A 24,828-nucleotide genomic window follows, 5' to 3' on the forward strand; every position below is an offset into this window, starting at 1 on the left:
TTCTCTCCTTTCTTTTACTTGGTGTTTTCTACTTTACTAAATTTCTCTTTTAAATGAAAGCCTAAATTTTTATGACCAACATTTTCGTGACACTCGACACAAGTTTTATTTGAAATGCCGTTAAAATAATCACGGTGTGGTAAAAATGATTTCATATTTGAAGCTGTTGCATTTTTGACATTTTCATGACAACTCATACAACCGCTATCATAAACAAATTCTTTTTTATTTCTACGATTTGCTTCCCAGTCGTTATTTTCAGGATCCGAAAACGCAACTTGCCAAGCTTCGCTAATGCCGTTCATGGCTTTTTTGTATGTATAATTCCAAACACTATCGTGTGGCAAGTGGCAACTTACACACTCTGCTTTTACGCCCATTGCGTTATTTCCGCCATGAGTATCTTGCAAATAAGAATCTCTCATAGGCTCCATGACATGGCAACTACTACAAAATTTGTCATCTCCTGTTTTATGAATCATCTCGGCACTCGCTAATGCAATACCAAGACCAATCAAACCGCCAAGTATAAAAACCAAAAAGATTAAAAGTTTTGAGGTTTTCAAATTTAAGTCCTTTTTAATTTAGGTATTTTGTTACAATTTATTTTGCGAGTTATACCAAATTTTGGGGTAAAAACAAATGAGAAAAATCAAATTTTTTTTATTTTTTCAAATCATTCTCAAAATTTTTAATAATGATTCGCAGCCTTTTTTAATGTCAATATAAGTTTTAGCGAAGTTTCCGCTATACCACGGATCATCAATTTCTAAATTCAAATTCGAATTATTTTGAGTTAAAATTTGTCGTAAATTGTCATTAAAACTGCATTTATTTTCATTTGCATTTTGTTGTGTTTTGATAAATTGTGTTACATTTTCATTATTATCTAAATTTGAAAATTCTAGTAACAAAAAAAATTTATTATTTACATCAGTTCCCATAATGCGGGAAAGGTTACGAATATTATTTTTATCCATACATATCAAAAAATCAAAATTTTGATAATCATCTTTTTTGATTTGCGTAGCTGTGTGTGGATAAATTTTAATGCCATGTTTTTTTAATTCATTTATCGTGCCATAATGCACACCATTGCCGATTTCTTCGGTGCTCGTTGCCTTCGAATTTATAAAAAAATCATCAGTTAAATTTGCTTTTTCAACCAAGTCTTTCATCACAAACTCAGCCATCGGCGATCTACAAATATTTCCGTGACAAATAAATAGTATCTTTTTCATCAAATTTTTCCTATTTTCAAATTTATTTTAGAATTTGCTTTAAATTTAGCTTAAAAAAAAATTTTGCAAATTTAGTAAATTTGCCCTACTTTACCATTCCTGCTTCTTTTAAAAACACGCTTGGTTCGTATGAAATTTTGCGAATTTTATCAAATTTTGCGTAGCTTAAAACCAACTCGTCCCTTGCTCTGGTAACAGCGACATAAAAAAGCCGTCTTTCTTCGTCCAAGCTGCCGCCAATAGCCATTAGCTTCGAATTTGGAAAGCGATTTTGTGCTAAATCAACCAAAAAAACTTGATCGAATTCCAAACCCTTACTGGCATGAACGCTTAGCAAATTCACACCTTCGCCCTCGCTCATTTCCTTTGAACCCATTGTTAAAAAGTTATAAAATTTCTCGGCATTTGCATATTTTACGGCGATTTCATTTAAAATCGCAACTTTATTATAAATTCGCTCATTCTCTTCTTTTTTTCTATCTTCATCGACCTTACCGTTTTTTAAAGTCGCCCTTTTTGTCGCTATTTGCGTGGCGATACTAGCAAAAATTTGCGAATTTTTAATTTCAGTTAAAATGTTAAGCGATTTTTGGCTAGTGCCGACTTTTTTGAAAAGTTTGTAAATTTCATATAAAAATACCGCCCCGTCACTACTTAACTTGTTATATTTTAAAATCGGGTGACTTTTAAAAAATTCATCAAAACCAAGTTCGCTAAAACGGCTTACGGAGCCGATAGTATCGATGTCTTCAAAAAGTCCAAGACCTATATTTTTTCTCTTTTTCTCAAAAATTTTCACGCTCTCATCAGGGTGCATAAATCCTTGCAAAATGCTTCCATGCCCCAAAAGCATAAAAGCGTCAAAAAGTTCCTTGCTTACGGCATTTCCAACGCCACGAGCAAATTCGCAAGTGTTGATAAATGCCATTATGTCTTTTGGATTTACCAAAATTCCAAAAATATCCATAAAAGCCTTGATTTCACGGCTTTCAAAAAAGCTAATCCCGCCTTTTCGTTTGCACGAAATTCCAAGCTCTTTAAGCGAAACTTCTGCCGCATCAGCCGATGAATTATTTCGAAAAATTATCGCTATATTTTCATGCGAAAACGGCGAATTTGAGATAGATTTTGCCACACTTGCGTATTGTGCCATAATTTCATCATATATAAATAGTTTTGGCGAAGCAAATTTGCCATCTCGTCCGACGATTAGCTTTTTTTCATACAAACGCGGATTGTTTGCGATGACTTTATTTGCAAGGGCTAAAATCGCAGAAGATGAGCGATAATTTATGTTTAACGCATAAATTTTTGCATTTTTATAACGAGTGCCAAAAGAGCCGATAATGTCGATATTTGCGCCGTTAAACGCATAAATACTTTGATCAAAATCCCCCACGCAAAATAGACTTTTTGGATCAAAAGCGTCTATAAGTGATCCTTGAAGCGAATTTGTGTCTTGATATTCATCGACCAAAACTTCGTCAAATTCGAGTTTCGCACCATTTCTTAGCTCGTCTCGCATTTTTATTAAAATATCGTTAAAATCAGCGTAATTAAATTTAGCCTTTTCTTCTTCAAATTCACGCAAAATATCTTCATAAATTTCGCTAAACTCGGCTTGATCTTCGTAATTTCTAGCAAACCAGTCGCTAAAATTTGCGCTCATTTCTTTATTTTGAAAAAGTGAGTAAATATCGTATAAATATGCCCCGCCGTAGGGTTTAATGTCGCTTATATGATGAAAATTTCGCCTTTCAACTAGGCTTTTTAATAGCGTTTTAAGTTCGCTTGGTTGTTTTAAAACTACGCCCTTGCCAAGCTTGCTAAGTAGCGTATAAGATACTGCGTGAAAAGTGCCAGCTACGATTTTTGAAGTGATAGATTTATCAAAATGACGCGAAAGTCTAGCTATCATCTCGCTTGCTGCTTTGTTTGTAAAGGTTAAAAGCAGGATTTTTTCAGGTTTCGTTCCTAAATTTAGTAAATGCGCAATCCTAGCAACGATAGTCGATGTTTTGCCTGTGCCTGCACTTGCGATTACTAGATTATAGCCTTTTGGGGCTGTTGCTGCTGTGTATTGCTCAGTATTTAGTTTCGAAAGTGCGTCCATAAAAATCCTTATAAAAAAGCCAAATTATAGCTTAAATTCATTAAATTTCTTTTATAATGACAAAATGAAAAAAATAGTTTTAAAATTTGCAAAAATTTGTTTGATTTTTTTGGCTTTATGTTTTGGCAGTTTTTTGATTTTAGATAGATTATTTCCGTTAAATTTGGAAATGTTAAACAAGCCAAAAAGTCAAATTTTACTTGATAGAAACGATAAAATCATAAATATGAAAATCGCAAAAGACGACATTTGGCGATTTTATGCAAACTTGGGTGAAATCCCACAAAATCTCAAACAAAGCGTTTTGTTTTTTGAAGATAGACATTTTTATAACCATTTCGGCGTAAATTTTTTCTCGCTTTTAAGGGCTTTTGCGTATAATTTTACGCAAAATTCTACACAAAGATTAGGCGGTTCGACAATCACAATGCAAGTAGCGCGAATGATGAACCCAAAAGAGCGAACCTATGCAAATAAAATAATCGAAATTTTCAATGCTTTTCAGCTTGAATTTCACTACACAAAAGATGAAATTTTGACAATGTATTTCAATCTCGCCCCTTATGGCGGAAATATCGAAGGGGTTAAAACGGCGGCATATTTTTATTTCGGTAAAAATTTAAACGAACTTAGTATCGCTCAAAGTGCGCTTTTAAGCGTAATCCCAAAAAATCCAAATAAAAATCGCTTGGATAGAATTTCAAATGTTAATAAGCTCAAAAACCGCCTTATAACCGAGCTTTACAAGGGTAAAATAATCGATGAAAACCAAAAAATAAGAGCCATAAATGAGCCATTTGAAAATACAAGACTAGCTTATGCAAACAATGCGGTGCATTATGCGAATTTGGCCTTTACAAACGGCGTAAAAAAGGCAAATTTAGATTTGCAAATTCAAACTGCGTTAGAAAATTTTTTAAAAAATGAGATTGAAAATTTAAAATCAAAAAGCGTTGCAAACGGTGCAGCCGTGCTAATCGATAACGAAAAAATGCAAGTTATAGCTTACGCCGGAAGCCACGATTTAAATGCAAAATTCGGGCAAAACGACGGCGTAAAATCATCAAAAAATGTAGGCTCAACGCTAAAACCATTTATCTATGCAAAAGCCCTAGAAATGGGTATTATAACGCCACTAACAAAGCTAGTTGATACCGAGCTTTATTTTAGCAACTACACTCCAAAAAATTATGATGAAAAATTTTACGGCATCATCACTGCAACCGATGCTTTGGGCTTTTCGTTAAATATTCCTGCCGTAAAATTAAATTCAATTTTAGGAAAAAATTCGCTTTTTTACACTCTACAAAAGGCGAATTTAACCGATTTTGATGAAGCATATTATGGTGCAGGTATCGCTCTTGGTGGAATTTCGCTTTCACTTTTGGATTTAACTCACCTTTATAGCGTGTTTGCAAAGGACGGAAAGCTAAAACCGCTTGAAATAGCAGGTCGTATCATAGGGAAAAACGAGCAAATTTTAACTCCACAAAGCGCGTATTTGGTTACAAAAATGCTAGAAAATGCCCCGCGAAGTTACCTAAATTCAGTTTGGAAAAATACCGAAAATAAGCCAAATTTAATGTTTAAAACAGGCACAAGTGCAGGCGCAAAAGACCTTTATACGGTAGCTCTCACGCCAAAATTCACGCTTGGCGTTTGGCTTGGGAATTTTGACGGAAGCAAAACAAACGATTTAAGTGGCGGAATAAGCGCAGCACGGGTTGCTTTTAATATGTTTGATTATTTGGATAAAAATTATGAAATTTCAAATTTTAACCAGCCACAAGGTATCCAAAAACACAAAATTTGCACCGATTTTTACTATGAAAATAGCTGCAAAGACGAAAAAGAAGATTTTGTCATAGAAGGTGTAGATAGAAATTTAAGTTGCGAAATTTACAAAAACGAAGAGCTTTTTTATCTTTTGAAAAATAATTTTTTAGATACAAAAGAACTTGAAAATGGGCATTGTGGTGCTAAATTTAAAAGCTTAAAGCCTATTTTAAACGATATTAATGAAAAAAAGTTTCTAGCTTTAACGGACGGAAAAATAAATTTAAAAATTCACTGTACGGCGATTTTTGGCGATGAAATTTTTATCTCATTTGACGATGGAAATTACACACAGATACCAAATTCAAAGCCGTTTTTTAAGGAATTTAGTATAGGCAAACATATCGTTAAATGCCTTGATAATTATTCAAATTTAACCCGCGCAAACTTCGAAATTACCGAATAATTTCCAAATTTATTCATAAAAAAGCATTGAAGATATATAATTTTAAAATTCAAATAAAACTACGGAGAAAAAAATGTTGAAAAAAATTTTGATTTTGCCGTTTTTATGTGGCATGGCTTTTGGTGTGAGCGTGATGCAAAAGGGAAACTATATCGAATTTAGCGATATTTTCATGGATAAAAAATTTTCTATCACACAAGATGAAATTTTTAAATGCGAACCCAAAATAAACGGAACTTACGAATTTATCGATAACGGCGAAATTAGGACAATCAAATTTTATCCAAAAACTCCGTTAATAGCAGGAAAAAAGTATAATTGTTCGCTTCCGGACGGCGGCGAATTTAGCTTTTCTACAAATTCGTTTGGACTAAGCGAATTTCGCAAAATAAAAAGTGGTTTAGTTGTCGCCAAATTTAACGATTTTGTCGATATTGATGAGCTGAAATCAAATTTAACTGTATATAAAATGGAAAATTTGGCAAAAAACGATATAACGCATGAAATTCGCACAGCTGATTACAAGACATTTTTTATCGATTATAACGCTAAAATGGATAAAATCGCCGTTGAGATTTCTAATTCTTTGAAATCTAAATTCGGCGTAAAAATCAAATCAGGTAAGATTTTAAAAACCGACGAAGAACCGTTTGTAGATAATAAAAACGCCATAAATTTGACAGAAGTTTCAGCTACCGGATATAGCTATGATGACGGAAAATTAGGCATTAGGCTTTATTTCAAAGACTGGCTTAGAGCATCTAGCAAATTTGTTCGCATAAAAGGTGTTTCGAATTTTAGCATTTCCGAGCCGTCATATTGCGGATATTATCGCCATGATGAGAGTATAAAAGAGCAAATTCCTCAAAACGCAAACTACTATATAGACATAAAAAGCGATGAATTTTTGCCAAATGAAAATTATGAAATCACGCTGTTAAGGGGATTTGGGGATAATTATACTCTACTTAGAGAAGATTTGAACTTTAAAATTTTAACACAAGATAGAAAACCTTTTATCGCTTTTTCTGATGAGAAAAAATTCGTGCCAAAGTCGGCAGTTGTGAGCTTTAAAGCTTCAAATTTAAATGAAATCAGCGTTATGATCTCAAAACTTTTGGATCAAAATTTGCGATATTTTTTAAATTTTGATGACAACGCCTACCCATACACGAAAGAAATTTTAAGCCAAAAATTCGACATCGGCGGGGCAAAAAATGAAGTTATCGAGCGAAAAATAAATTTTGATTTCAAAGGTTATACGGACGGAATTTACAAAATTTCAGTCGCTTATAAAGACGGAGAAGAGCTAAAAACTATCGATAAAATCGTATATTTAAGCGATATTAGCGCGACTGCCACACTTAGTCAAAACGGAATTTTGATTTTGACTTCAAGGCTAAGTTCGGGCGAAATTCTGCCAAAAACAAATGTTTTGATTTATTCTGATACTAACGAAATAATTTATAACGACAAAACCGATAAAAACGGAATTTTAAAGATTAGTGATAAAGATTTTTTGGATAAAAAACCAAAATCGATTTTTATTCAAAACGGCAAAGAAAGTGCATTTTTGATTTTTAATAATGCCGTTATGGAGTCTGAGCCGACAAAAAATCTAAAACGAAGCTTTTTGTATCTAGCTAGTGATTTAATCAATCCAAACGAGCAAATTCAGGGCGTTTTTATACTAAAAAATAGCGACTTTTCTGCCATAAAAGGCGTTCCGATAAAATTACGCATTTTTGATCCAAAAAATATAGAAATTCTAAGCAAAGGCGTTAAAACCGATGATTTTGGTGTTGTTGAAATCGATGAAAAAATGGGCGAGATGACAGGAATTTATCGCATTGACGCTATTTTCGAAAACAAAATTATAGCAAGTAAAAATTTTAGCGTTGAAAATTTTATTCCAAATCGCATTAAAAACGACATTATAACGGATAAAAAAGAGTATTTTGGAAATGAATTTATAAAAATAAAAGCCGTATCTAACTACCTTTTGGGCGCTCCAAGTAGCGATATGGACGGAAATTTAATCGCTACAATGTTTGATAAAAAGCTTAAATTCGATGAATATAAAGATTTTTCATTTGAAAATGAGCTATTGCAAAAAGCCGGTAATACCGAATTTGAAAATATATTTTTTAGACTTGATAAAAACGGCGAAAAAGAGCTAATCATCGCACCTTTGCAAGATCAAAATGTATCAAATGCTTATGATATTTTGCTAAATTTCAGCGTCAATGACGGCGGAAAAATGGTAAATGCTTATGAAGATGTTGCCTATTTTCCGTATAAAAACATAATCGGCATTAGCGCAAACAAACGCTTTACAAAAACAGATGATAGTGTAAATTTTCAAACTATTTTACTAGATAGCGCGGCTAAAAAGCCAATTTCCGGTGAAATTGATATTGAAATTTACAAAAAAGATTACGATTATGTTTTTAATGGAGATTATTACGCAGAACAGCTAAATTTCGTACTTATGGATAGTTTTAAAACTAAAAATTCGCAATTTGATTATAAATTTAAAAGCGGTGGCGATTATTTGGTTGTAGCTCATGATTATCTAAGCGGAAGTAGCGCTAGTATCAAAGTCGATGTTAGCGGCTGGGGATACTATGGCAAACTTGATGCAAAATCCATAACAACGGCAAAAATAGTGCTAGAAAAAACCTCTTTTAAACCGGGAGAAATCATAAAAGGTATTATAAATTCGCCGATTGAAAATGGAATTTTAAGCGTTTCGTTAGTTAGCGATGATATTGCTGATTTTGTCGTAAAAGAGTTCAAACAAGGCAGTGGCGAATTTGAGCTAAAAGTTCCGCAAAACTTCACAGGCGGTCATATCTCAGCTTCTATTTTCCGCCCTGCAACGCCTACAAATGCGCCTTTACGAACATTTGCAAATTTAGCAGTAAAAGTCGATAACTCATCTCATAAATCCCCTATTTCGCTATTTCACGATAAATCAAGCAAAAACGGCGAAACAACAAAGATAATAGTAAGCGCAGAACCAAACTCAAAAGTTGTTTTATTTGCCGCGGATATGGGAATTTTAAATATCATCAACCAGCAAGAACTAGACGCTTTTAAGGCTTTTGATACGCCGATTTATTTTGCAATGCGATATTATGATATTTACAATGATTTAAGCACATATTTTACTAATGCCGATGAGCTTAAATTCGGCGGCGATATGGTTATGGCAAATTTCGCTGCCATGAAGCGAGATGCAAGTCCTGTGCAAAAACGCAAGGAACGCTCTTTTGTCATTATGAAAAGCGGAAAAACAAACGAACAAGGAACGGCTGAATTTGAACTAAAATTCCCAAGCAATTTTAATTCAAAAGTTAGAATTTCAGCCCTAAGTGTCGATGATAACACGATAAATTCTACAAATTCATATATCGACATAAAAGACGAAGTGGTTATAAAACCTTCCGAGCTTACATATTTGGTTAAAAATGATAAGATTGATTTTTCTTTAACGCTTATGAATACGACAAATTCGGATAAAAATTTAACGCTAAAAATTGAAAATTCGCCAAATTTAAACCTTGGAGAATTTAATAAAAATATAAACCTTAAAGCTCTTTCAAATTCGCATGAAAAATTCAGCCTAAATGCGCGTGATTTAGGAAATGCGAGTTTAAATTTTATAGTCCAAGATAAAGATAAAATCTATAAAAACAAACTCAAATTTAGCGTTATTTCGCAATTCCCTGCAAGTAAATTTTTCAAATCAGGCTTTGCAAAGTCAAAAATAGATTTAAATCTAGGCGATGAAAGCTATAAAAACGCCTTTGTAAATGTTTCGGCAACGCCAAATGCAATCTCTTTTGTGCATGATTTAAACTCATATCCGTATGGTTGCACCGAGCAAATCACTTCAAAAATGGTCGCGCTAAATCATCTTTATCAAAGAGATAAAAACGCCACAACGCTAGATAAAATCAAAGATAACGCAAGGGTAGTTATTTCTCGTCTTAAAAATGACGGCAGTTTTGGCTACTGGTCGGCTTACGGGCATACAAACGAGTATGCTTCGGTTTATGCAGCTGATATTTTGCTAGAATTTGATGAAAAATATAATTTCATCGGCGAAAATCAACGCAAACTGATATTTAGATATTTGAAAACAAATTTCAAAAATAACTTTTTAAAAACCTATGCAAATTTTATTTTAAATCGCCACAAACAGCTACCGGTAAGCGAGATAAATTTTATGTTTGATAACCTTATTTACGATGTAAGTTTGCATAGTCGCTATATGATGGCGCACATTTTAAAAACAAATAATATGCAAAAAGAATTTGATATTGTTTTGCAAAAAATAAATTCGCAATTAAACGATATTGGTAAATTTGATGATGTTGTTTTTGATAGCAGTTATAGAAATATCGCTTTTGCGCTTTTTGTCCATGCCTTGACATTAGAGCCAAACCAAAATTCGCTAAGTTTTATAGACTATTTAACAAATAATTTTGAAAATATCAAAAGCACGCAAGAAAGAGCTTTTATAGTCAGAGCTTTTGATGAATATTTTAAAAATGGCGATACAAAGGCGAATTTTGCACTTGAATTTGACGGAAAAATAGATGAATTCAGTGCTCAAATTTCAAGGCAATTTGCTCTTGAAAATCCTCAAATTTCGATTATGCCAAAAGATGAAAAAGGCGTATTTTATTCACTTTTATCATTTGGTTATGAAAAAGTGCCTTTAAAACACAAGGATTTCGATCCTAGCGAATTTGATAAACCTTTTGCAAAATTTAATCCCGAGCTTAAAATTTTTAGAGAATTCACCGATACGAACGGCAAAAAAGTAGATCTAAATAGCCTAAAAGTCGGCGATAGAATTTTTTCTAAAATTAAGGTTTATTCGAATTTTTGGGTGAGAAATTTAGCTATCGATGAAGCCGTTAGTAGCTGTTTTGAAACGGTAAATGAAAGACTTTATCCTAGCACTCGCACAAAATTTACGCAAGATAAAGCCAAATTTAACCACAAAGAATATCTTTTCGATAGAGTGCTTTATTTTCCAAATGATTTTACGCGCGAGATTACCATTTTTACGCCGCTAAATGTCGTCATAAGCGGCGAATGCTCGCTTCCTGCTGTAAAAGCCGAATATATGCAAGATGAAAGCTTAAACGACTACGACCTAGAAATGCTTAAATTTAAGGTTAGCGAGTGAAAAAATTTATAAATTTTGGCGAAATAAATTTTCGCCAAAATTCACTTTAAAATATCCGTAAATTCAGCTTTAATCAACTCTTTATACAAATTTTGATAAAATCGCCGAATTTATTATGAATTCACAAATTTAAAAGGCGAAAACATGGCAGATTTTTACAATCCAAAAGAAGTTGAAGAAAAATTTTATAAAATTTGGGAAGAGCGCGGTTATTTCGAGATCGACGGCAACAAAAATATCCAAGAAAAAGGCAAAACATTTTGCATTATGATGCCCCCGCCAAATGTAACGGGCGTTTTGCACATAGGACACTCGCTGACTTGCACACTCCAAGACATTATGACGCGCTATAAACGCATGGACGGATACAAAGCGCTGTATCAACCAGGACTCGATCACGCAGGAATCGCCACTCAAAATGTCGTCGAACGCGAACTTTTAGCCAAAGGCATAAAAAAAGAAGAAATCGGCAGGGAAGAGTTTTTAAAACATGTTTGGAAATGGAAAGAGCAAAGCGGCGGCACGATAGTTCGCCAAATCCGCCGCCTTGGCGTGGGTCCAGCGTGGAGTAGAGAGAGATTTACCATGGACGACGGGCTTAAAAACGCCGTGCGAAAAGCCTTTGTAAATTTATACGAAAAGGGCTTAATCGTGCGAGGCAATTATATGGTGAATTGGTGCACTCACGACGGCGCACTTAGCGATGTGGAAGTCGAACACAAGGCAAATAAGGGCAAACTTTATTATGTGCGATACTATTTAGACAGCGAAAAAGATAAATTTATCGTAGTGGCGACTACTAGACCTGAAACATATTTCGGCGATACCGCAGTAATGGTAAATCCAAACGACGAACGCTTCAAACACCTAATCGGCAAGTTCGTAAATTTACCGATAATAAACCGCAAAATTCAAATCATCGCCGACGAGCATGTCGATATGGCATTTGGAACAGGCTGCGTAAAAGTTACCCCAGCGCATGATCAAAACGACTACGAAGTCGGCAATCGCCACGATTTGGAATTTATCACAATCTTTGACGAAAAGGGTATTTTAAACGAATATTGTGGCGAATTTAAAGGACTTGAACGCCTTGAAGCCAGAGATAAAATCGTCGCAAAGCTTGATGAGCTAGGCTTTATCGAAAAAATCGAAGATTACGAAAATCAAGTTGGGTATTGCTACCGCTGTAAAAATGTCGTCGAGCCCTATATCTCAAAGCAATGGTTTGTCAAATCAGACATCGCTAAAAACGCCATAAAAATGGTAAATGACGGTGGGGCTGAGTTTTTCCCAGCGCACTGGATAAATAGCTTTAATGCGTGGATGAGAGAGCTAAAAGACTGGTGCATTAGCCGTCAGCTTTGGTGGGGACACCGAATTCCTGTGTTTTACTGCGAGTGCGGACATGAGTGGGCGGACGAAAATGAAAGCCCAAGCAAATGCCCAAAATGCGGTAGTTCGAAATTCACGCAAGACCCAGATGTCCTTGATACTTGGTTTTCTAGCGGCTTGTGGCCGATTTCGACACTTGGCTGGGGCAACGGCGACGCGCTAAAAGATGAAAAATGGCATGAGAGCGATTTGGAAGAGTTTTACCCAAATACTATGCTGATTACGGGCTTTGACATACTTTTCTTTTGGGTTGCAAGAATGTTTTTCCAATGCGAAAATGCTACTGCCAAATTGCCATTTCACGATGTCTATCTCCACGCCCTAGTTAAGGACAAAGACGGCAAAAAAATGAGTAAATCAAGCAAAAATATCGTCGATCCGCTCGATAAAATCGATGAGTATTCAGCCGACATTTTGCGATTTACCCTGACCGTTTTATGCGTGCAGGGTCGCGACCTACGCCTAAGCGATGATAAGCTTTTGATTTATAGAAATTTTGTAAATAAGCTTTATAACGCAAGTAAATTTTTGCTTTTAAATTCGGCTAAATTCGGTGATTTGGACGAAAATTTGGTTCAAACGAAGCTTGGAGAGTATATGCTAAGCCGTTTTAAGGCGTGTGTAAATTCGATCAGGGCAAATCTCGACGCATACCGCTTCAACGACGCTGCGACTGATTTGTATAAATTTTTCTGGGACGAATTTTGCGACTGGGGGATTGAGCTAAGTAAAGCAAACAAGGCTGCAATCCCTGAGCTTGGTATGATTTTTAAAGAAGCTTTGAAGCTTTTAAGCCCATTTATGCCGTTTATCAGCGAGTATCTTTACCATGAGCTTAGCGGCACTTCGTTGGAGAGCGGAGAATCCGTAACCATGATGAGATACCCAAAAACTTCGGCACAAAACGAAGGGATCGAAAAGCTTTTTGAGCGCGTGATTGAAGCGATTGTGAGCATTCGTCGTGCAAAAGCGACGATTGATTTAGGAAATGCCAAAATCGCAAAGGCTTTTGTGCTAAGCTCATTTGATTTAAGCGAGGCGAAAGATTATATCAAAACTCTTGCCAAATGCGATGAAATTGAGTTTGTAAGCGCCCCTGTGGCAAATGCCGTGCGTGATGTGAGTGCGAATTTAGAAAGCTTTGTCGCGCTTGAAGGCGTGGATTTAAACCCTATCATAAATCGCTTGAATTCGCAAAAAACAAAGCTTGAAAAAGAGATTAGCAAACTAGAAAATATGCTAGGAAATGAGAAATTTATGGCCTCAGCCCCAGCTAGCGTCATCGAAACCAATCGCAACGGCTTAGCAAACGCAAAAGAGCAATTTAGTAAAGTTTGCGGGGAACTCGCAAATTTGGGAGTGAAAAATTAAAAGGAGTGTCAAAATGGTGGAATATTTGAAAATAGAAAATTTTAAAAGTATGAAAGAGCTTGAAATCAGTGGTTTATCTCATATAAATATATTTGTCGGCAAAGCAAATACTGGTAAAACAAGTGTTTTAGAGGCGTTAAGTCTCTTATATGAAAGACCAAAAAATTATGCTTTTGACAATATGTTGGAATTTAGAGAACAAAAAGTTATGCAACAGCAAATTTCACAATATGGCATTATTCAACAAATATATGATGACGATGCACTCGAAGGTTTATTTTACGGTAAGAATACAGATAATAAAGTAACCATAAAAACAAATTTAAGAACTTTAACATTTAGTTTTAAAACCAATGAGCTAAAAGATCCGATTATTGGTAACACAATTCATACAAATCAACAAGTGCAACGCACTTATAAACCAATGAATGTATCAGAAACTGCAAATTTAATATATAGTAATCATCAAGCAAAAATTTTAGCAAACGCATACAATGAACTTATTGACAACAATGAAAAAAAAGAAAAATTTTTAGATTATATTAAAATGTTTGACGAAGAAAACAAAGACATCTATGAGTGTGAATTAAAAAAAGATAATCTATACATTCGTATGCGTTCTTTACAAAAACCAATAAATATAAAACAAATGGGTCAAGGTTTTATTTTTTATGCTACTATTTGTGCTTTGCTTGTGCGTGGCGATAAAACTATAATCATAGATGAGATAGAAAATGGACTTCATTATTCTGCGTTAGATATGGTCTTAAATATAATATTTGATAAAGCAAAAAATGAAAATATTCAGTTTTTTATTTCTACACATAGTTTAGAATTTTTAAAAAAAGCAAATATTATATTAGATAGTGGAAAATTTGGGGATTTGGTAAGCGTATTTAATATTTTTAAACAAAAAGACGGTTCTACTGATTATATAAAATATTCACAAAAAGAATTTATTAGAGAACTTGATTTAGATAATGAAATTAGGGGCTTTTAATGAGAATTTTTGTTGAAGGCGAAAGTGATAAAATTTTTATAAAATTTTATTTAGAACATTTAAATATAAATGATAATTACAAAATTACAGTCGTAGGCGAAGAAGATAAAAAAGGTGGAAAAGATAATATTATCCATACCAATGAAATAGAAAAAATTGAAGATAAATTTTTGGTTATTTTCGATGCCGATGATGATTTAGAAGCAGCCAAAGATAATATTAAAGAACAAATAAGCAATATAAATTCAAATGCTCAATATGAAATTTTTCTTTTTCCAAACAATAAAGACAATGGAAATTTAGAAACATTGTATGTAAAAATTGCCACGAATACAAAATTTATAGAGTGTTTTGAAAAATACAAAAAGTGTATAAATCAGCAACTATCAAACAAATCAAAAATTTATGCGTATTTAGAAGCTTGTGGTTTAAAAACCAATTACGAAAAAATTAAATTAGACGAACTAAGAAATGCTTTTAATTTTGAAGATGATTATTTAAAACCACTAAAAGAATTTTTAGAAAAAAATTTAGGTGGCGCACAATGAAACCATACTACACCATAATTTTACTGATTTTTTCAAATGTTTTGATGACGATTGCCTGGTATGCGCACCTGAAATTTACCAAAATCCCGTTTTTTAGCAACCTTGGGCTTTTTGGGATTATTCTATTTGGCTGGTGCGTGGCGTTTTTCGAGTATTGTCTGCTGATCCCAGCCAATAAATACGGCTACATCGGCAACGGCGGTTCGTTTGACATTTGGCAACTAAAAGTCATGCAAGAAGTCATCACGCTTAGCGTTTTTAGCGTGTTTGCACTGCTGATTTTCAAAAGCGAAGCCTTTCGGATAAACCACATTATAAGCTTTGTTTTTCTAGTTTTGGCTGTGTATTTTATGTTTAAAAAATAGGAAATTTTATGATATTTTTTGGTTTTTCAAAACGATTTTGGCGATTTGAGATGGTTCCGTGAAACCCGCAAAATAGGCAAAATTCAGAAATAAAATTTAATAAAAAGGACAAAAGATGAGTAAAATCAAAGTAGGAATTTTAGGTTATGGAAATTTAGGTCGTGGCGTCGAACTAGCCGTGCGAAACACAAGCGATATGGAAGTTTTTGGCGTTTTTTCTCGCCGTGAGCCAGCTAGCGTGAAAACCTGCGGCGCGAGTGTTTATAGTGTGAATGAAATCTTAAATTTCAAGGGAAAATTCGATGTTTTGGTGCTTTGCGGTGGCTCGGCGACTGATTTGCCAACTCAAACGCCAGAGTTTGCCAAAAACTTCTGCGTTGTCGATAGTTTCGATACACACGCCAAAATCCCTGAACACTTCGCAAATGTAGATAACGCAGCCAAAGGCGGCGGAAATGTCGGCATTATCGCTATTGGCTGGGATCCGGGTCTATTTTCGCTAAACCGCCTTGTGGGCGAAAGCGTGCTAGAAAGCGGCGAGAGCTACACATTTTGGGGCAAAGGCGTGAGCCAAGGGCATTCTGACGCTATCCGCCGAATCAAAGGTGTAGTCGATGCTAGACAATACACAGTGCCGATAGAAAGCGCGTTAGCAAGTGTCAGAGCCGGAGAAAATCCAAATTTAAGCACCCGTGAAAAGCATTTGCGTGAGTGTTTCGTGGTAGTAGAAGACGGCGCAGACAAGGCGAAAATCGAAAACGAAATCAAAACAATGCCAAATTATTTCGCTGATTACGATACGACCGTGCATTTTATCGACCTTGAAACACTAAAACGCGAACACGGCGGAATCCCGCATGGTGGCTTCGTGCTAAGAAGCGGTAGCACAGGAGAGCACGGCGAGACAAAACACCTAATCGAATTTAGCCTAAAACTTGATTCAAACCCTGAATTCACAGCTAGCGTGCTAGTGGCGTATGCAAGAGCGGCGCACCGACTGCATAAAGAGGGCAAAAGCGGTGCATTTAGCATTTTTGACATCGCACCTGCGCTAATCTCGCCAAAAACCCCTGAGCAGCTCAGAAAAGAGATTTTGTAAAATTTATTGCCGTGCGAATTTGTAATTTGCACGGCGAGATTTAAAAAGAATTTTTGAGTAGAAATTGTGAATTTAAACGACAAAGAGAATTTGAAAATTACGAATTTAAGGGATTATGACAAAGAGCCGATAATCATCAAGGATTATACATTTTACGATTATATGAAATATTCTATCATATCGGCGATTATCAGTGTTGTATTTTTTGTCGCAGTTATGGTTTCAAGTCCATCATTTAAGGTTGAAAATTTTAGATTATTACCTTTTGTTTTGATAATATTTTTTATTCGTATGGGGCATCAAAATAATGTGTATTTTGTGCTAAAAAATTCGGTTGTTGAATATTACAAAGAGAATATAATTTATAAATCTTTAAATTTAAATCAAATTGGTGCAATGGCTATAAGCTTTGATTATCGTTGGGGACAGCACCAAAAGATAACTTTGCCGATGATTTTATTTTTATTGTTTTGGTTTAGCGGAATATGTATGATGGGTAAATTTCACGATGGATTGGCTCTGCTTGTGGTGGTGGCGATAAATCTTTTTGGAACAAAATTTTTTATGCATTTACATAATGGAAGTGCAGGATTTTTTGGCATTTATGACCAGCTTGTTCTATACGGCGAAACTAGCGATTTGCGCATGATTAATATTCTAATAACCACAAAAGACGAATATCAAAATTTAAAAGAATATTTTATAGAAAGGCTCGATATGGATATAGATGAAATTCCACGAACTCTTTCAGTTTTTAGTAAAAAAATAAAATTTAGAAAATTCAATTTTCAACCTAATAACTAAATTCACTATAAATTTGCTTTTATTCACTATTTATGCAAATTTGGTTAAAATCCATCGGATTGAAAATTTAAAAGGAAAATTTAGTGATAAAAATCGAAAATTTGCATAAAAGTTTTGGCGATAACGAGATTATAAAAGGTGTTTCAGCCGATATTAAAAAAGGCGAAATTTTCGCTATTGTGGGGCATAGTGGCGCAGGTAAAAGCACCCTGCTTCGCTGTATAAATGGGCTAGAAGATTACCAAGCAGGAAGTGTCAAAGTCGCAGGTAAGGAAGTCGCAAACCTAAAAGGCGATGAAATCCGTGAATTTCGCAAAAATATCGGTATGATTTTCCAGCATTTTGCGCTGATGAGCCGAAAGAGCGTCTTTGAAAATGTCGCTACACCGCTTAGATTTTGGAAATTTGATGAAAATCACATAAAAGAGCGTGTCGGCGAACTACTCGTTCTAGTCGGTCTTAAAGATAAGGCAAACGCCTACCCAAGCGAACTTTCAGGCGGTCAAAAGCAAAGAGTGGCGATCGCAAGGGCGTTGGCGTTAAAACCGCAAATCCTACTTAGCGACGAAGCCACTTCTGCGCTCGATCCAAACACCACAACGCAGATTTTGCATTTGTTAAAAGAAATCAACAAAACGCTTGGCATTACCATTGTTCTTGTTACGCATGAAATGGAGGTCGTCAAAAGCATTGCAAATCGTGCGATTTTGCTTAAAGACGGCGTTGTCGTGGGCAGTGGCGACATCGTGGAGCTGTTTTTGCACCCTGATGAAAACATGAAGGAATTTTTAGGCGAAGAAGAAATTTTGCCACAAAATAATATAAATGTTAAGCTTTTCTTTCCGCCGAGTGTGGCGTTTGATAGCATTATTACGCACATGGCGCACGAGCTTGGCATAAATTTCAACATAGTTTGGGGTAAGTTAGAGCGCCTTGATAAAAGCGTCGTGGGAAGCCTAGTGATAAATGTGCTTCCAAGTCAGCTTGAAGCTGTGGAAAAATTTGTAGCCGAAAAAGGCGTGATTTACGAGATTGTGGAGAGAAAATGAGCGAGAAAAATTTATTTTTGAAATTTGGTTTTAAAACTGCTTTAACACTATTTATTACATTTTTGGTGCTTTTTGGGAGTGAAAAATTTTGGGGATTAAAAGGCTATAAATTTAACGATAAAATTTATGCAGAACTCCAAAAATCAGTCATCGACACGCTTTATATGACTTTTACTTCTACGCTTTTGGCTTTTATTATTGGTTCAGCACTTGCCATTTTGCTGATTTTGACTCGCAAAGACGGACTTATGCCAAACAAAGCCATTTATAGCACGCTTGATGTCGTCGTAAATACGCTTAGAAGCTTTCCGTTTTTGATACTTATTGTTGTGCTTTTTCCATTTACCAAATTTCTTATCGGCACGAGTATCGGCACAACAGCAGCCATCGTGCCACTGACAATCGGCTCGGCTCCGTTTATCGCACGACTTATCGAAAATGCTCTGCTTGAAGTAAGTAGCGACATCATCGAAGCTGCGAAGAGTTTTGGAGCCAGCAAAGCCCAAATCATATTTCGCGTAATGTTTGTAGAAGCCTTGCCGTCGATTATAAACGCCATAACGCTAACTTTGATCGTCATCATCGGCTTTACAGCTATGGCTGGGACTGTGGGCGGCGGCGGTTTAGGCGATGTGGCTATTCGCTTTGGTTTTCAACGCTTTCGCCCTGATATTATGACTTATACGGTTGTTATTCTCATCGTTATCGTGCAGATTATTCAGAGTTTTGGGGATTTGCTATATAAGGTTACGAAAAAATAAAATCTAAATTTTTTAGCCAAATTTTAAATTTCGTATCACCCAAAAGTGATACGAAATTTTCTAAATCAAACTAATCTTTGTTTTTTGAAATACTCTTTTGGAGCTTTGCATAAAGGACAGGCACCCGGAGCCTTTTTGCCACGATGCACATGGCCACAAATTTCGCAAACCCAAACTTCTTCATCAAAACTTTCAAAAAATCCTTCTTCAAGCAAGATTTTTTGAAGTTCGTTGTATTCGCGTTCGTGTTCGACTTCAACCTTGCCGATAGCATTAAACAGCCTTGCGACTTCTTTTTTGCCTTCTTCTGTCGCGATTTGAGCAAACGCAGGATACATGCTTTCATGCTCGTATCTCTCTCCGGCTGCGGCGTCGATTAGGTTTTTATCCATTTTATCTAGCGGAATCCCTGCTGCTGCGTGGTGAGCTTTTAGCTCGGCTCTTGCGTGCCATTTTTCATTTTCGGCTGCTTCGTAAAAATGCCTTGCGATAGCGTGAAAACCTGCTTCTTTGGCTAAATCTCCGTAAAGATCGTATTTGTTTCTAGCTTGTGATTCGCCGGCAAACGCTTTCATTAAATTTACTTGCGTTAGATCTTCTGTGATACATTTCATCGGCTCGCCACAGCACGAAAGTGTGCCACCACCTACTTTTTGCACTTCGACTTCGCAGCCGCATTTGTCGCATTTGTATGTTTCATATTGTCTCATACTCTCTCCTTTATCAAAAATTTGAAATTTATGATAACTCAAAGCGATTTAAATTGTGCTTAGAAATATTTTATATATAAAAATAGTAAAATAATATATTTTTATAAATCCATATTTTAGGGATTTTTATAAAATATTATAAAAAATATTATAAAAAGACTTGACATTTACTTTTGCTTTTTGTATAATAACGAAATTTTTTAAATAAAGGATAAAAAATGAGAAAATTAATTCTAACAGCATTGCTTGGTGCAAGCCTAGTAAGTTCAGCTTTGGCTGAGAGTTTAGTTGTCGGTGCTACCCCGATTCCACACGCTGAAATTTTAGAGGTTGTAAAAGACGATCTAAAAGCAAAAGGTTTTGATCTTGAAATCAAGGTTTTCAACGACTATGTTACGCCAAATAAAGCCACAGATAGTGGTGATTTGGACGCAAACTACTTCCAACACGAGCCGTATTTAGACGAATTTAACGCAAATAACGGCACAAAAGTAGTTAAAACTATCGGCGTTCATTTAGAGCCAATGGGAGTTTATAGCAAAAAAATCAAAGCTATTAACGAACTAAGCGACGGCGCAAAAGTCGCAGTGCCAAATGACCCGACAAACGAAAGCAGAGCTTTGGATTTGCTAGTTAGCGCAGGTCTTATTGAAGTAGATACGAGCGTAGCGCTTCGCACTCCAATCGACATAACAAAAAATCCAAAAAATTTGCAAATTATCGAGCTTGAAAGCCCTGCGCTTCCTAGAACGCTTGATGATGTCGAAATCGCAGTTATCAACTCAAACTTCGCTTTTAACGCAGATTTAAATCCTGTTAAAGACTCTTTGGTGTTAGAAAGCGCAGAAGGTAACCCTTACACAAATATCGTTGCAGTTAAAGAAGGTAACGAAAACGCTCCAAAAATCAAAGCTCTAAATGAAGCCTTACAAAGCCAAAAAGTAAAAGATTTCATCGCCGAACAATACAAAGGCGCAGTTATCTCTGCTTTTTAAATTTATAAACCTAAATTTGCCCGTAAAATTCGGGCAAATTTATCAAATTTTCATACAAAATTTAACAAAAAATCCAAATTTTCGCTTCGCATTGCATTATCATTTAAACTATTTTTCTATAATAGCGTGAATTTTTTATTTAAGGAATAACAATGAAAAAATTTCTTTTCACAACTCTTAGTTTGGCTGTTGCAATGAGCCTAAATGCCGCAGTTTTAGCAACCGCAGGCGATATAAGTGTAAGCGATGAAGATATAGCTCCGCTTGTAGAAGCACAAAGTATGCACGCAATGGGCGCAGAACCCAGCAAAATCACAGATGAAGACAAAAAAAATATAGTTGATAGCTATATTAAATATAAATTATTGATGAAAGAAGCAAAAGCAAGCGGTATCGAAGATAGCGCTGAATTTAAAAAACAAATCGAACTAGCAAAAGAAGGTATTATCTTTAATATGTGGCAAGAAAATGAATTCAAAAAAGTTAGCGTAAGCGATGAAGAAGCCAAAAAATATTATGACGAAAACGGCGATATTTTCACAAATCCGGAAGAAGTAAGCGTTAGCCATATTTTGGTTGAAGATGAAAAAGTCGCAAAAGAGTTAATCGCAAGTTTAGCAAAAGCTAAAAAAGAGAGCTTAAAAGATGAATTTAAAAAACTTGCAACAGAAAAATCGATAGATCCAAGTGCCAAAGAAAATGGCGGAGATTTAGGCTCTGTTCGCAAAGGTATCTTTGTGCAAGAATTTGAAGATGCTGCATTTGCTCTAAAAGACGGCGAAATCTCAAAAGAGCCTGTAAAAACGCAATTTGGCTACCATGTAATCTATAAACAAGGAAGCAAAAAAGCCGAAAAAATGCCTTTTGACGGACTCAAAGAGCGCATTAAAGAAGGTTTAAAAGGTCAAAAATTCAAAGAAACATTGGATAAAAAAGCCGATGATTTATTTGAAAAAGCAAAAGTTGAATACAAAATGCCTTTACCTGCGCCAAAGGCTGATGAAAAAGCAGCTCCTGCTAAAAAATAATTTTTAAAATCTTGCGAATTTAATGCTATTTTTGTGTTAAATTCGCCTTTTTAAATTCACAGAAAAAGGTCAAATTTGCTCTCACAAATTATCGAATTTATCGTTTCAACCGTCAGCTCATGGGGATATATCGGAATTTTTTGCATGATGTTTTTAGAAAGTAGCTTTTTCCCGTTTCCTAGCGAAGTAGCGATGATTCCGGCTGGTTATTTAGCCAGTAAAGGCGAAATGAATTTATCGGCGGCATTTTTATGTGGAGTGGGCGGAAGTCTAGCAGGAGCGATATTTAACTACTATTTATGCTATTTTTTCGGTCGAAATTTAGTAGAAAAATACGGCAAATTTATTGGCATAACGGATGAAAAATTTGCTAAATTTGAAGATTTTTTTAATCGCCACGGCGAGATTTCGACATTTAACTGCCGTTTGATCCCTGGAATTCGCCAGTATATAAGCCTACCGGCAGGTTTAGCAAAAATGAATATTTTTAGATTTTCTATTTTTACCGGCTTGGGTGCTGGAATTTGGGTAGCGATTTTACTCGCTCTTGGCTATTTTATCGGCGAAAATGAAAATTTGATAAAAGAAAAACTACATTTAATCACGATTTTATTATTTATCTTTATCGTCCTAAGTTCGGCGATTTATCTGTTTTTTGTAAAAAGAAGCAAATAGATTTTTATCATCATTTTTTGGCTAATCATTTCAAAACATCGTCGATTATGGTTTTTGCGCCGTTTTTATCGATAGTATGGCGTAAATTTTCGCTTATTTGTTTAACGGCGTAATTTTGGATTAAATTCAGAATTTTTTCTTCATCTGCTTCGTTTTGGCGAACGATAGCACACAAACCTTGCTCTTGCAAAAATTTAGCATTATAAAACTGATGATCTCCTGCTGCGTAAGGAAATGGTATAAATATCGCAGGAATCCCATTTGCACATAGCTCCCAAAGTGTGCTAGCGCCACTTCTGCCTACGCATAGATCCGCCTTTGCAACAAGTTCGTGTAAATTTGTGCAAAAACCCACAAGCGTGATTTTATCGCTTAAATTTTGCTCTTTGTAAATTTGCGAAATTTTTTCAAATTCTTTTTCGCCACACTGATGAATTATCTCATATCCTAAATTTACAAGCTTTGGCGCAAGTTTGGTAGCAAGTGAATTTATAAAACTAGCTCCTTGCGAACCGCCTAAAAATATAATCGTACTCACGCTTTCTCGCACCCTAGCAGTATCAAAAAATATCGAATTTACGGGATAATCAAATTTTGGCTTTTCATACGAGCTATAAAATTTTTTCGCAAAAGGTTTTAAAAGTTTATTTAGTTTTCCGGTAAGTGCGTTTTGTTCGTGGATAAAAAGCTCTTTTCTACCCAAAATCGCACCAAATGACGCAGGTGCCGAGCTGTAACCGCCCACACTTATAACCTTTGCAACGCCGTGAGTTTTAAAAATTTTAAGAGATAAAAATGCAAGTTTAAAAATATTTAAAAGGGAATTTAGCTTTGCAAGACCTTTTTTATTTACCACGCCGGAGCTTTGCAAAAAATATGCTTTTTCAAACAAATCGCTATTTTCAAACCACGCTCTATCTTGACCGTGAGTTGAACCAATGAAAATTACTTTAATTCCTCTATTTTTAAGCTCAGCTCCCAAAGCTCTTGCTATACTTAAATGACCGCCTGTTCCGCCACCTGTGATTGCTATCATATTAAATTCCTTTAAAATTTAGCTCTTTTTGACGCCATTAAAACTAATCCAACGGCAAATGAAGCTGCTAGTAGATGACTTCCGCCATAGCTTAAAAACGGCACTGCAATGCCCTTTACTGGCGAAATCGAAGTAATGCCGTATGCATTCATAATAAATGAAAACAAAAACATAAATCCGATTCCTAAACAAAACAGATAATTTACCTTATTTTCGGATTTTGAAGCGATTTGAAAAATTCTAAATAAAACCGCATAAAACAAAAGCGTAATCAATAAAATTCCTACAAATCCGATTTCTTCGGCGATTCCTGCTAAGACAAAATCGGTATGAACTTCACTTAAAAATCCTAGTTTAAAACTTCCAAACCCAAGCCCCCTACCAAGCATTTCTCCGTTATTTATGGCATTTAATGAGTGTCCTACTTGATACGGCGTAACGGCATCTTCTACCCGCAGTTTTGCGGCGGCTTCCGGACTTATAAAAGGTAGCGATAACGCAAAATCTTGCACTCCGCCCCACCATGATTTGACACGATCGATTCTATGAGCGCTAGTTATGATAAAAACCCATGCAGCAAAAATAATCCCAAGCGCACTAAGACCGATGAGCCTAAAACTGGTTCCGGCAAACATAGACATTAGTAGTAGCACCAAAGAAAGCACGACGACTTGTCCTAAATCGTTTTGATAAACGCCGATTAAAATCACAATAATACCAAAAAGCACCAAATACGGAAAAAGTATGGCAATTTCTGTGGCGATAGATTTTTTAGAATAATCAAGTTTTCTATTAAAACTCCATGCTAGAAAATATATAAATCCGACTTTGAAAAACTCAACCGGCGCGATAGAAAAACCGGGCAATCGTATCCAACGAGCCGCGCCATTTACTTCCGTTACCATCGACGGGGGCAAAAAATTCATAAAAAACATGGTAAAAAACATAAGCAAAAAAAGACTTATGCCGATTGGAGTTAGGAATTTATTAGGATTAAGTCTTGAAATCGACCACATAAGAAGAATGCAAAACATACCGACACAAAACTGCATAATAAAAAAGTGTAAGTGATTTGTATAGTTAAATAAAAGCACTGTATATGCGCTAAGAGATAGCGAAAAAACTACGCCAATAGCGATAAGTGCGCTTGTAAAATAAAAAAGCAATTTGTCGGTTTTCAACTTGCTAAT

19 protein-coding genes are annotated in these 24,828 nt (G+C 35.3%); 13 read left to right on the plus strand and 6 right to left on the minus strand.

What is annotated here, in order from left to right; translation table 11 throughout:
- Positions 1-14 precede the first annotated feature (14 nt).
- The 3 genes from PF028_RS02420 to PF028_RS02430 all read right to left on the minus strand — a co-directional run bounded on the left by PF028_RS02420 (position 15) and on the right by PF028_RS02430 (position 3,354).
- The gene (locus PF028_RS02420; RefSeq protein WP_270861154.1) at positions 15-566 is read right to left on the minus strand and encodes a cytochrome c3 family protein; all 552 of its coding nucleotides are present in this window, start codon (positions 564-566) and stop codon (positions 15-17) included.
- A gap of 105 nt (positions 567-671) precedes the next feature.
- A complete protein-coding gene (locus PF028_RS02425) occupies positions 672-1,241 on the minus strand; it encodes a low molecular weight protein-tyrosine-phosphatase (RefSeq protein WP_270866834.1) in 570 nt (189 codons plus the stop codon).
- A gap of 85 nt (positions 1,242-1,326) precedes the next feature.
- The gene (locus PF028_RS02430; protein WP_270866833.1) at positions 1,327-3,354 is read right to left on the minus strand and encodes an ATP-dependent helicase; all 2,028 of its coding nucleotides are present in this window, start codon (positions 3,352-3,354) and stop codon (positions 1,327-1,329) included.
- 64 nt (positions 3,355-3,418) lie between these two features.
- On the opposite strand from PF028_RS02430, the gene pbpC reads away from it, so the two are divergent.
- From pbpC to PF028_RS02480, 10 genes are all read left to right on the plus strand, one after another.
- Positions 3,419-5,596, plus strand: a complete 2,178-nt coding sequence (gene pbpC / locus PF028_RS02435) for a penicillin-binding protein 1C (protein WP_270866832.1) — start codon at positions 3,419-3,421, stop codon at positions 5,594-5,596.
- Positions 5,597-5,669: 73 nt separating this feature from the next.
- Positions 5,670-10,802, plus strand: coding sequence for an alpha-2-macroglobulin family protein (locus tag PF028_RS02440; protein WP_270861158.1), 5,133 nt, complete (start codon positions 5,670-5,672; stop codon positions 10,800-10,802).
- Positions 10,803-10,946: 144 nt separating this feature from the next.
- Positions 10,947-13,568 carry a valine--tRNA ligase gene (locus tag PF028_RS02445; RefSeq protein ID WP_270861159.1) on the plus strand — a complete coding sequence of 874 codons (2,622 nt, stop codon included), beginning with the start codon at positions 10,947-10,949 and terminating at the stop codon, positions 13,566-13,568.
- A gap of 13 nt (positions 13,569-13,581) precedes the next feature.
- Positions 13,582-14,568: an AAA family ATPase gene (locus PF028_RS02450; RefSeq protein WP_270861160.1), complete on the plus strand. Its 987-nt coding sequence runs from the start codon at positions 13,582-13,584 to the stop codon at positions 14,566-14,568.
- Complete coding sequence (locus PF028_RS02455) at positions 14,568-15,116, plus strand: DUF3226 domain-containing protein (RefSeq protein ID WP_270861161.1); 549 nt, start codon at positions 14,568-14,570, stop codon at positions 15,114-15,116. Before PF028_RS02450 ends, PF028_RS02455 begins: the two co-directional genes overlap by 1 nt.
- Positions 15,113-15,481, plus strand: a complete 369-nt coding sequence (locus PF028_RS02460; RefSeq protein ID WP_270859445.1) for a DMT family protein — start codon at positions 15,113-15,115, stop codon at positions 15,479-15,481. Before PF028_RS02455 ends, PF028_RS02460 begins: the two co-directional genes overlap by 4 nt.
- A 115-nt stretch (positions 15,482-15,596) precedes the next feature.
- A complete protein-coding gene (locus PF028_RS02465; RefSeq protein ID WP_270861162.1) occupies positions 15,597-16,580 on the plus strand; it encodes a diaminopimelate dehydrogenase in 984 nt (327 codons plus the stop codon).
- Positions 16,581-16,646: 66 nt separating this feature from the next.
- Complete coding sequence (locus PF028_RS02470) at positions 16,647-17,384, plus strand: hypothetical protein (RefSeq protein WP_270861163.1); 738 nt, start codon at positions 16,647-16,649, stop codon at positions 17,382-17,384.
- Between the two features lie 83 nt (positions 17,385-17,467).
- The gene (locus tag PF028_RS02475; RefSeq protein ID WP_270861164.1) at positions 17,468-18,433 is read left to right on the plus strand and encodes a methionine ABC transporter ATP-binding protein; all 966 of its coding nucleotides are present in this window, start codon (positions 17,468-17,470) and stop codon (positions 18,431-18,433) included.
- Positions 18,430-19,194 (plus strand): methionine ABC transporter permease, encoded by a 765-nt coding sequence (locus PF028_RS02480; RefSeq protein ID WP_270861165.1) that lies wholly within the window; start codon positions 18,430-18,432, stop codon positions 19,192-19,194. Before PF028_RS02475 ends, PF028_RS02480 begins: the two co-directional genes overlap by 4 nt.
- Positions 19,195-19,259: 65 nt before the next feature.
- Here PF028_RS02480 and PF028_RS02485 read toward each other — a convergent pair whose 3' ends face one another.
- Positions 19,260-19,904, minus strand: a complete 645-nt coding sequence (locus PF028_RS02485; RefSeq protein WP_270861166.1) for a ferritin family protein — start codon at positions 19,902-19,904, stop codon at positions 19,260-19,262.
- Positions 19,905-20,122: 218 nt separating this feature from the next.
- Here PF028_RS02485 and PF028_RS02490 point away from each other — a divergent pair, with 218 nt between their 5' ends.
- The 3 genes from PF028_RS02490 to PF028_RS02500 all read left to right on the plus strand — a co-directional run bounded on the left by PF028_RS02490 (position 20,123) and on the right by PF028_RS02500 (position 22,602).
- Positions 20,123-20,899: a MetQ/NlpA family ABC transporter substrate-binding protein gene (locus tag PF028_RS02490; RefSeq protein WP_270861167.1), complete on the plus strand. Its 777-nt coding sequence runs from the start codon at positions 20,123-20,125 to the stop codon at positions 20,897-20,899.
- Between the two features lie 152 nt (positions 20,900-21,051).
- The gene (locus tag PF028_RS02495; protein ID WP_270861168.1) at positions 21,052-21,927 is read left to right on the plus strand and encodes a peptidylprolyl isomerase; all 876 of its coding nucleotides are present in this window, start codon (positions 21,052-21,054) and stop codon (positions 21,925-21,927) included.
- A gap of 75 nt (positions 21,928-22,002) precedes the next feature.
- On the plus strand, positions 22,003-22,602 hold the full coding sequence (locus PF028_RS02500; RefSeq protein WP_270861169.1) for a DedA family protein: 600 nt from the start codon (positions 22,003-22,005) through the stop codon (positions 22,600-22,602).
- Between the two features lie 25 nt (positions 22,603-22,627).
- Here PF028_RS02500 and murG read toward each other — a convergent pair whose 3' ends face one another.
- Both murG and PF028_RS02510 read right to left on the minus strand, forming a co-directional pair.
- Entirely contained in the window at positions 22,628-23,638 is a 1,011-nt protein-coding gene (gene murG / locus PF028_RS02505; protein WP_270861170.1) for an undecaprenyldiphospho-muramoylpentapeptide beta-N-acetylglucosaminyltransferase, read from the minus strand.
- A gap of 11 nt (positions 23,639-23,649) precedes the next feature.
- On the minus strand, positions 23,650-24,819 hold the full coding sequence (locus PF028_RS02510; RefSeq protein WP_270861171.1) for an FtsW/RodA/SpoVE family cell cycle protein: 1,170 nt from the start codon (positions 24,817-24,819) through the stop codon (positions 23,650-23,652).
- Between the last annotated feature and the right edge of the window lie 9 nt (positions 24,820-24,828).

The sequence above is a fragment of the Campylobacter sp. CN_NE2 genome, from assembly GCF_027797465.1.
In the GTDB taxonomy this organism is placed as follows: Bacteria; Campylobacterota; Campylobacteria; order Campylobacterales; family Campylobacteraceae; genus Campylobacter_B.

Excerpts from the sequence above, each read along its gene's own strand:
- PF028_RS02450 (WP_270861160.1), top strand. The coding sequence starts at position 13,582 with ATGGTGGAATATTTGAAAATAGAAAATTTTAAAAGTATGAAAGAGCTT.
- PF028_RS02465 (WP_270861162.1), top strand. The coding sequence starts at position 15,597 with ATGAGTAAAATCAAAGTAGGAATTTTAGGTTATGGAAATTTAGGTCGT.
- PF028_RS02455 (WP_270861161.1), top strand. The coding sequence starts at position 14,568 with ATGAGAATTTTTGTTGAAGGCGAAAGTGATAAAATTTTTATAAAATTT.
- PF028_RS02490 (WP_270861167.1), top strand. The coding sequence starts at position 20,123 with ATGAGAAAATTAATTCTAACAGCATTGCTTGGTGCAAGCCTAGTAAGT.
- PF028_RS02485 (WP_270861166.1), bottom strand. The coding sequence starts at position 19,904 with ATGAGACAATATGAAACATACAAATGCGACAAATGCGGCTGCGAAGTC.
- PF028_RS02460 (WP_270859445.1), top strand. The coding sequence starts at position 15,113 with ATGAAACCATACTACACCATAATTTTACTGATTTTTTCAAATGTTTTG.
- PF028_RS02445 (WP_270861159.1), top strand. The coding sequence starts at position 10,947 with ATGGCAGATTTTTACAATCCAAAAGAAGTTGAAGAAAAATTTTATAAA.
- murG (WP_270861170.1), bottom strand. The coding sequence starts at position 23,638 with ATGATAGCAATCACAGGTGGCGGAACAGGCGGTCATTTAAGTATAGCA.
- PF028_RS02430 (WP_270866833.1), bottom strand. The coding sequence starts at position 3,354 with ATGGACGCACTTTCGAAACTAAATACTGAGCAATACACAGCAGCAACA.
- PF028_RS02495 (WP_270861168.1), top strand. The coding sequence starts at position 21,052 with ATGAAAAAATTTCTTTTCACAACTCTTAGTTTGGCTGTTGCAATGAGC.
- PF028_RS02480 (WP_270861165.1), top strand. The coding sequence starts at position 18,430 with ATGAGCGAGAAAAATTTATTTTTGAAATTTGGTTTTAAAACTGCTTTA.
- PF028_RS02440 (WP_270861158.1), top strand. The coding sequence starts at position 5,670 with ATGTTGAAAAAAATTTTGATTTTGCCGTTTTTATGTGGCATGGCTTTT.
- pbpC (WP_270866832.1), top strand. The coding sequence starts at position 3,419 with ATGAAAAAAATAGTTTTAAAATTTGCAAAAATTTGTTTGATTTTTTTG.
- PF028_RS02425 (WP_270866834.1), bottom strand. The coding sequence starts at position 1,241 with ATGAAAAAGATACTATTTATTTGTCACGGAAATATTTGTAGATCGCCG.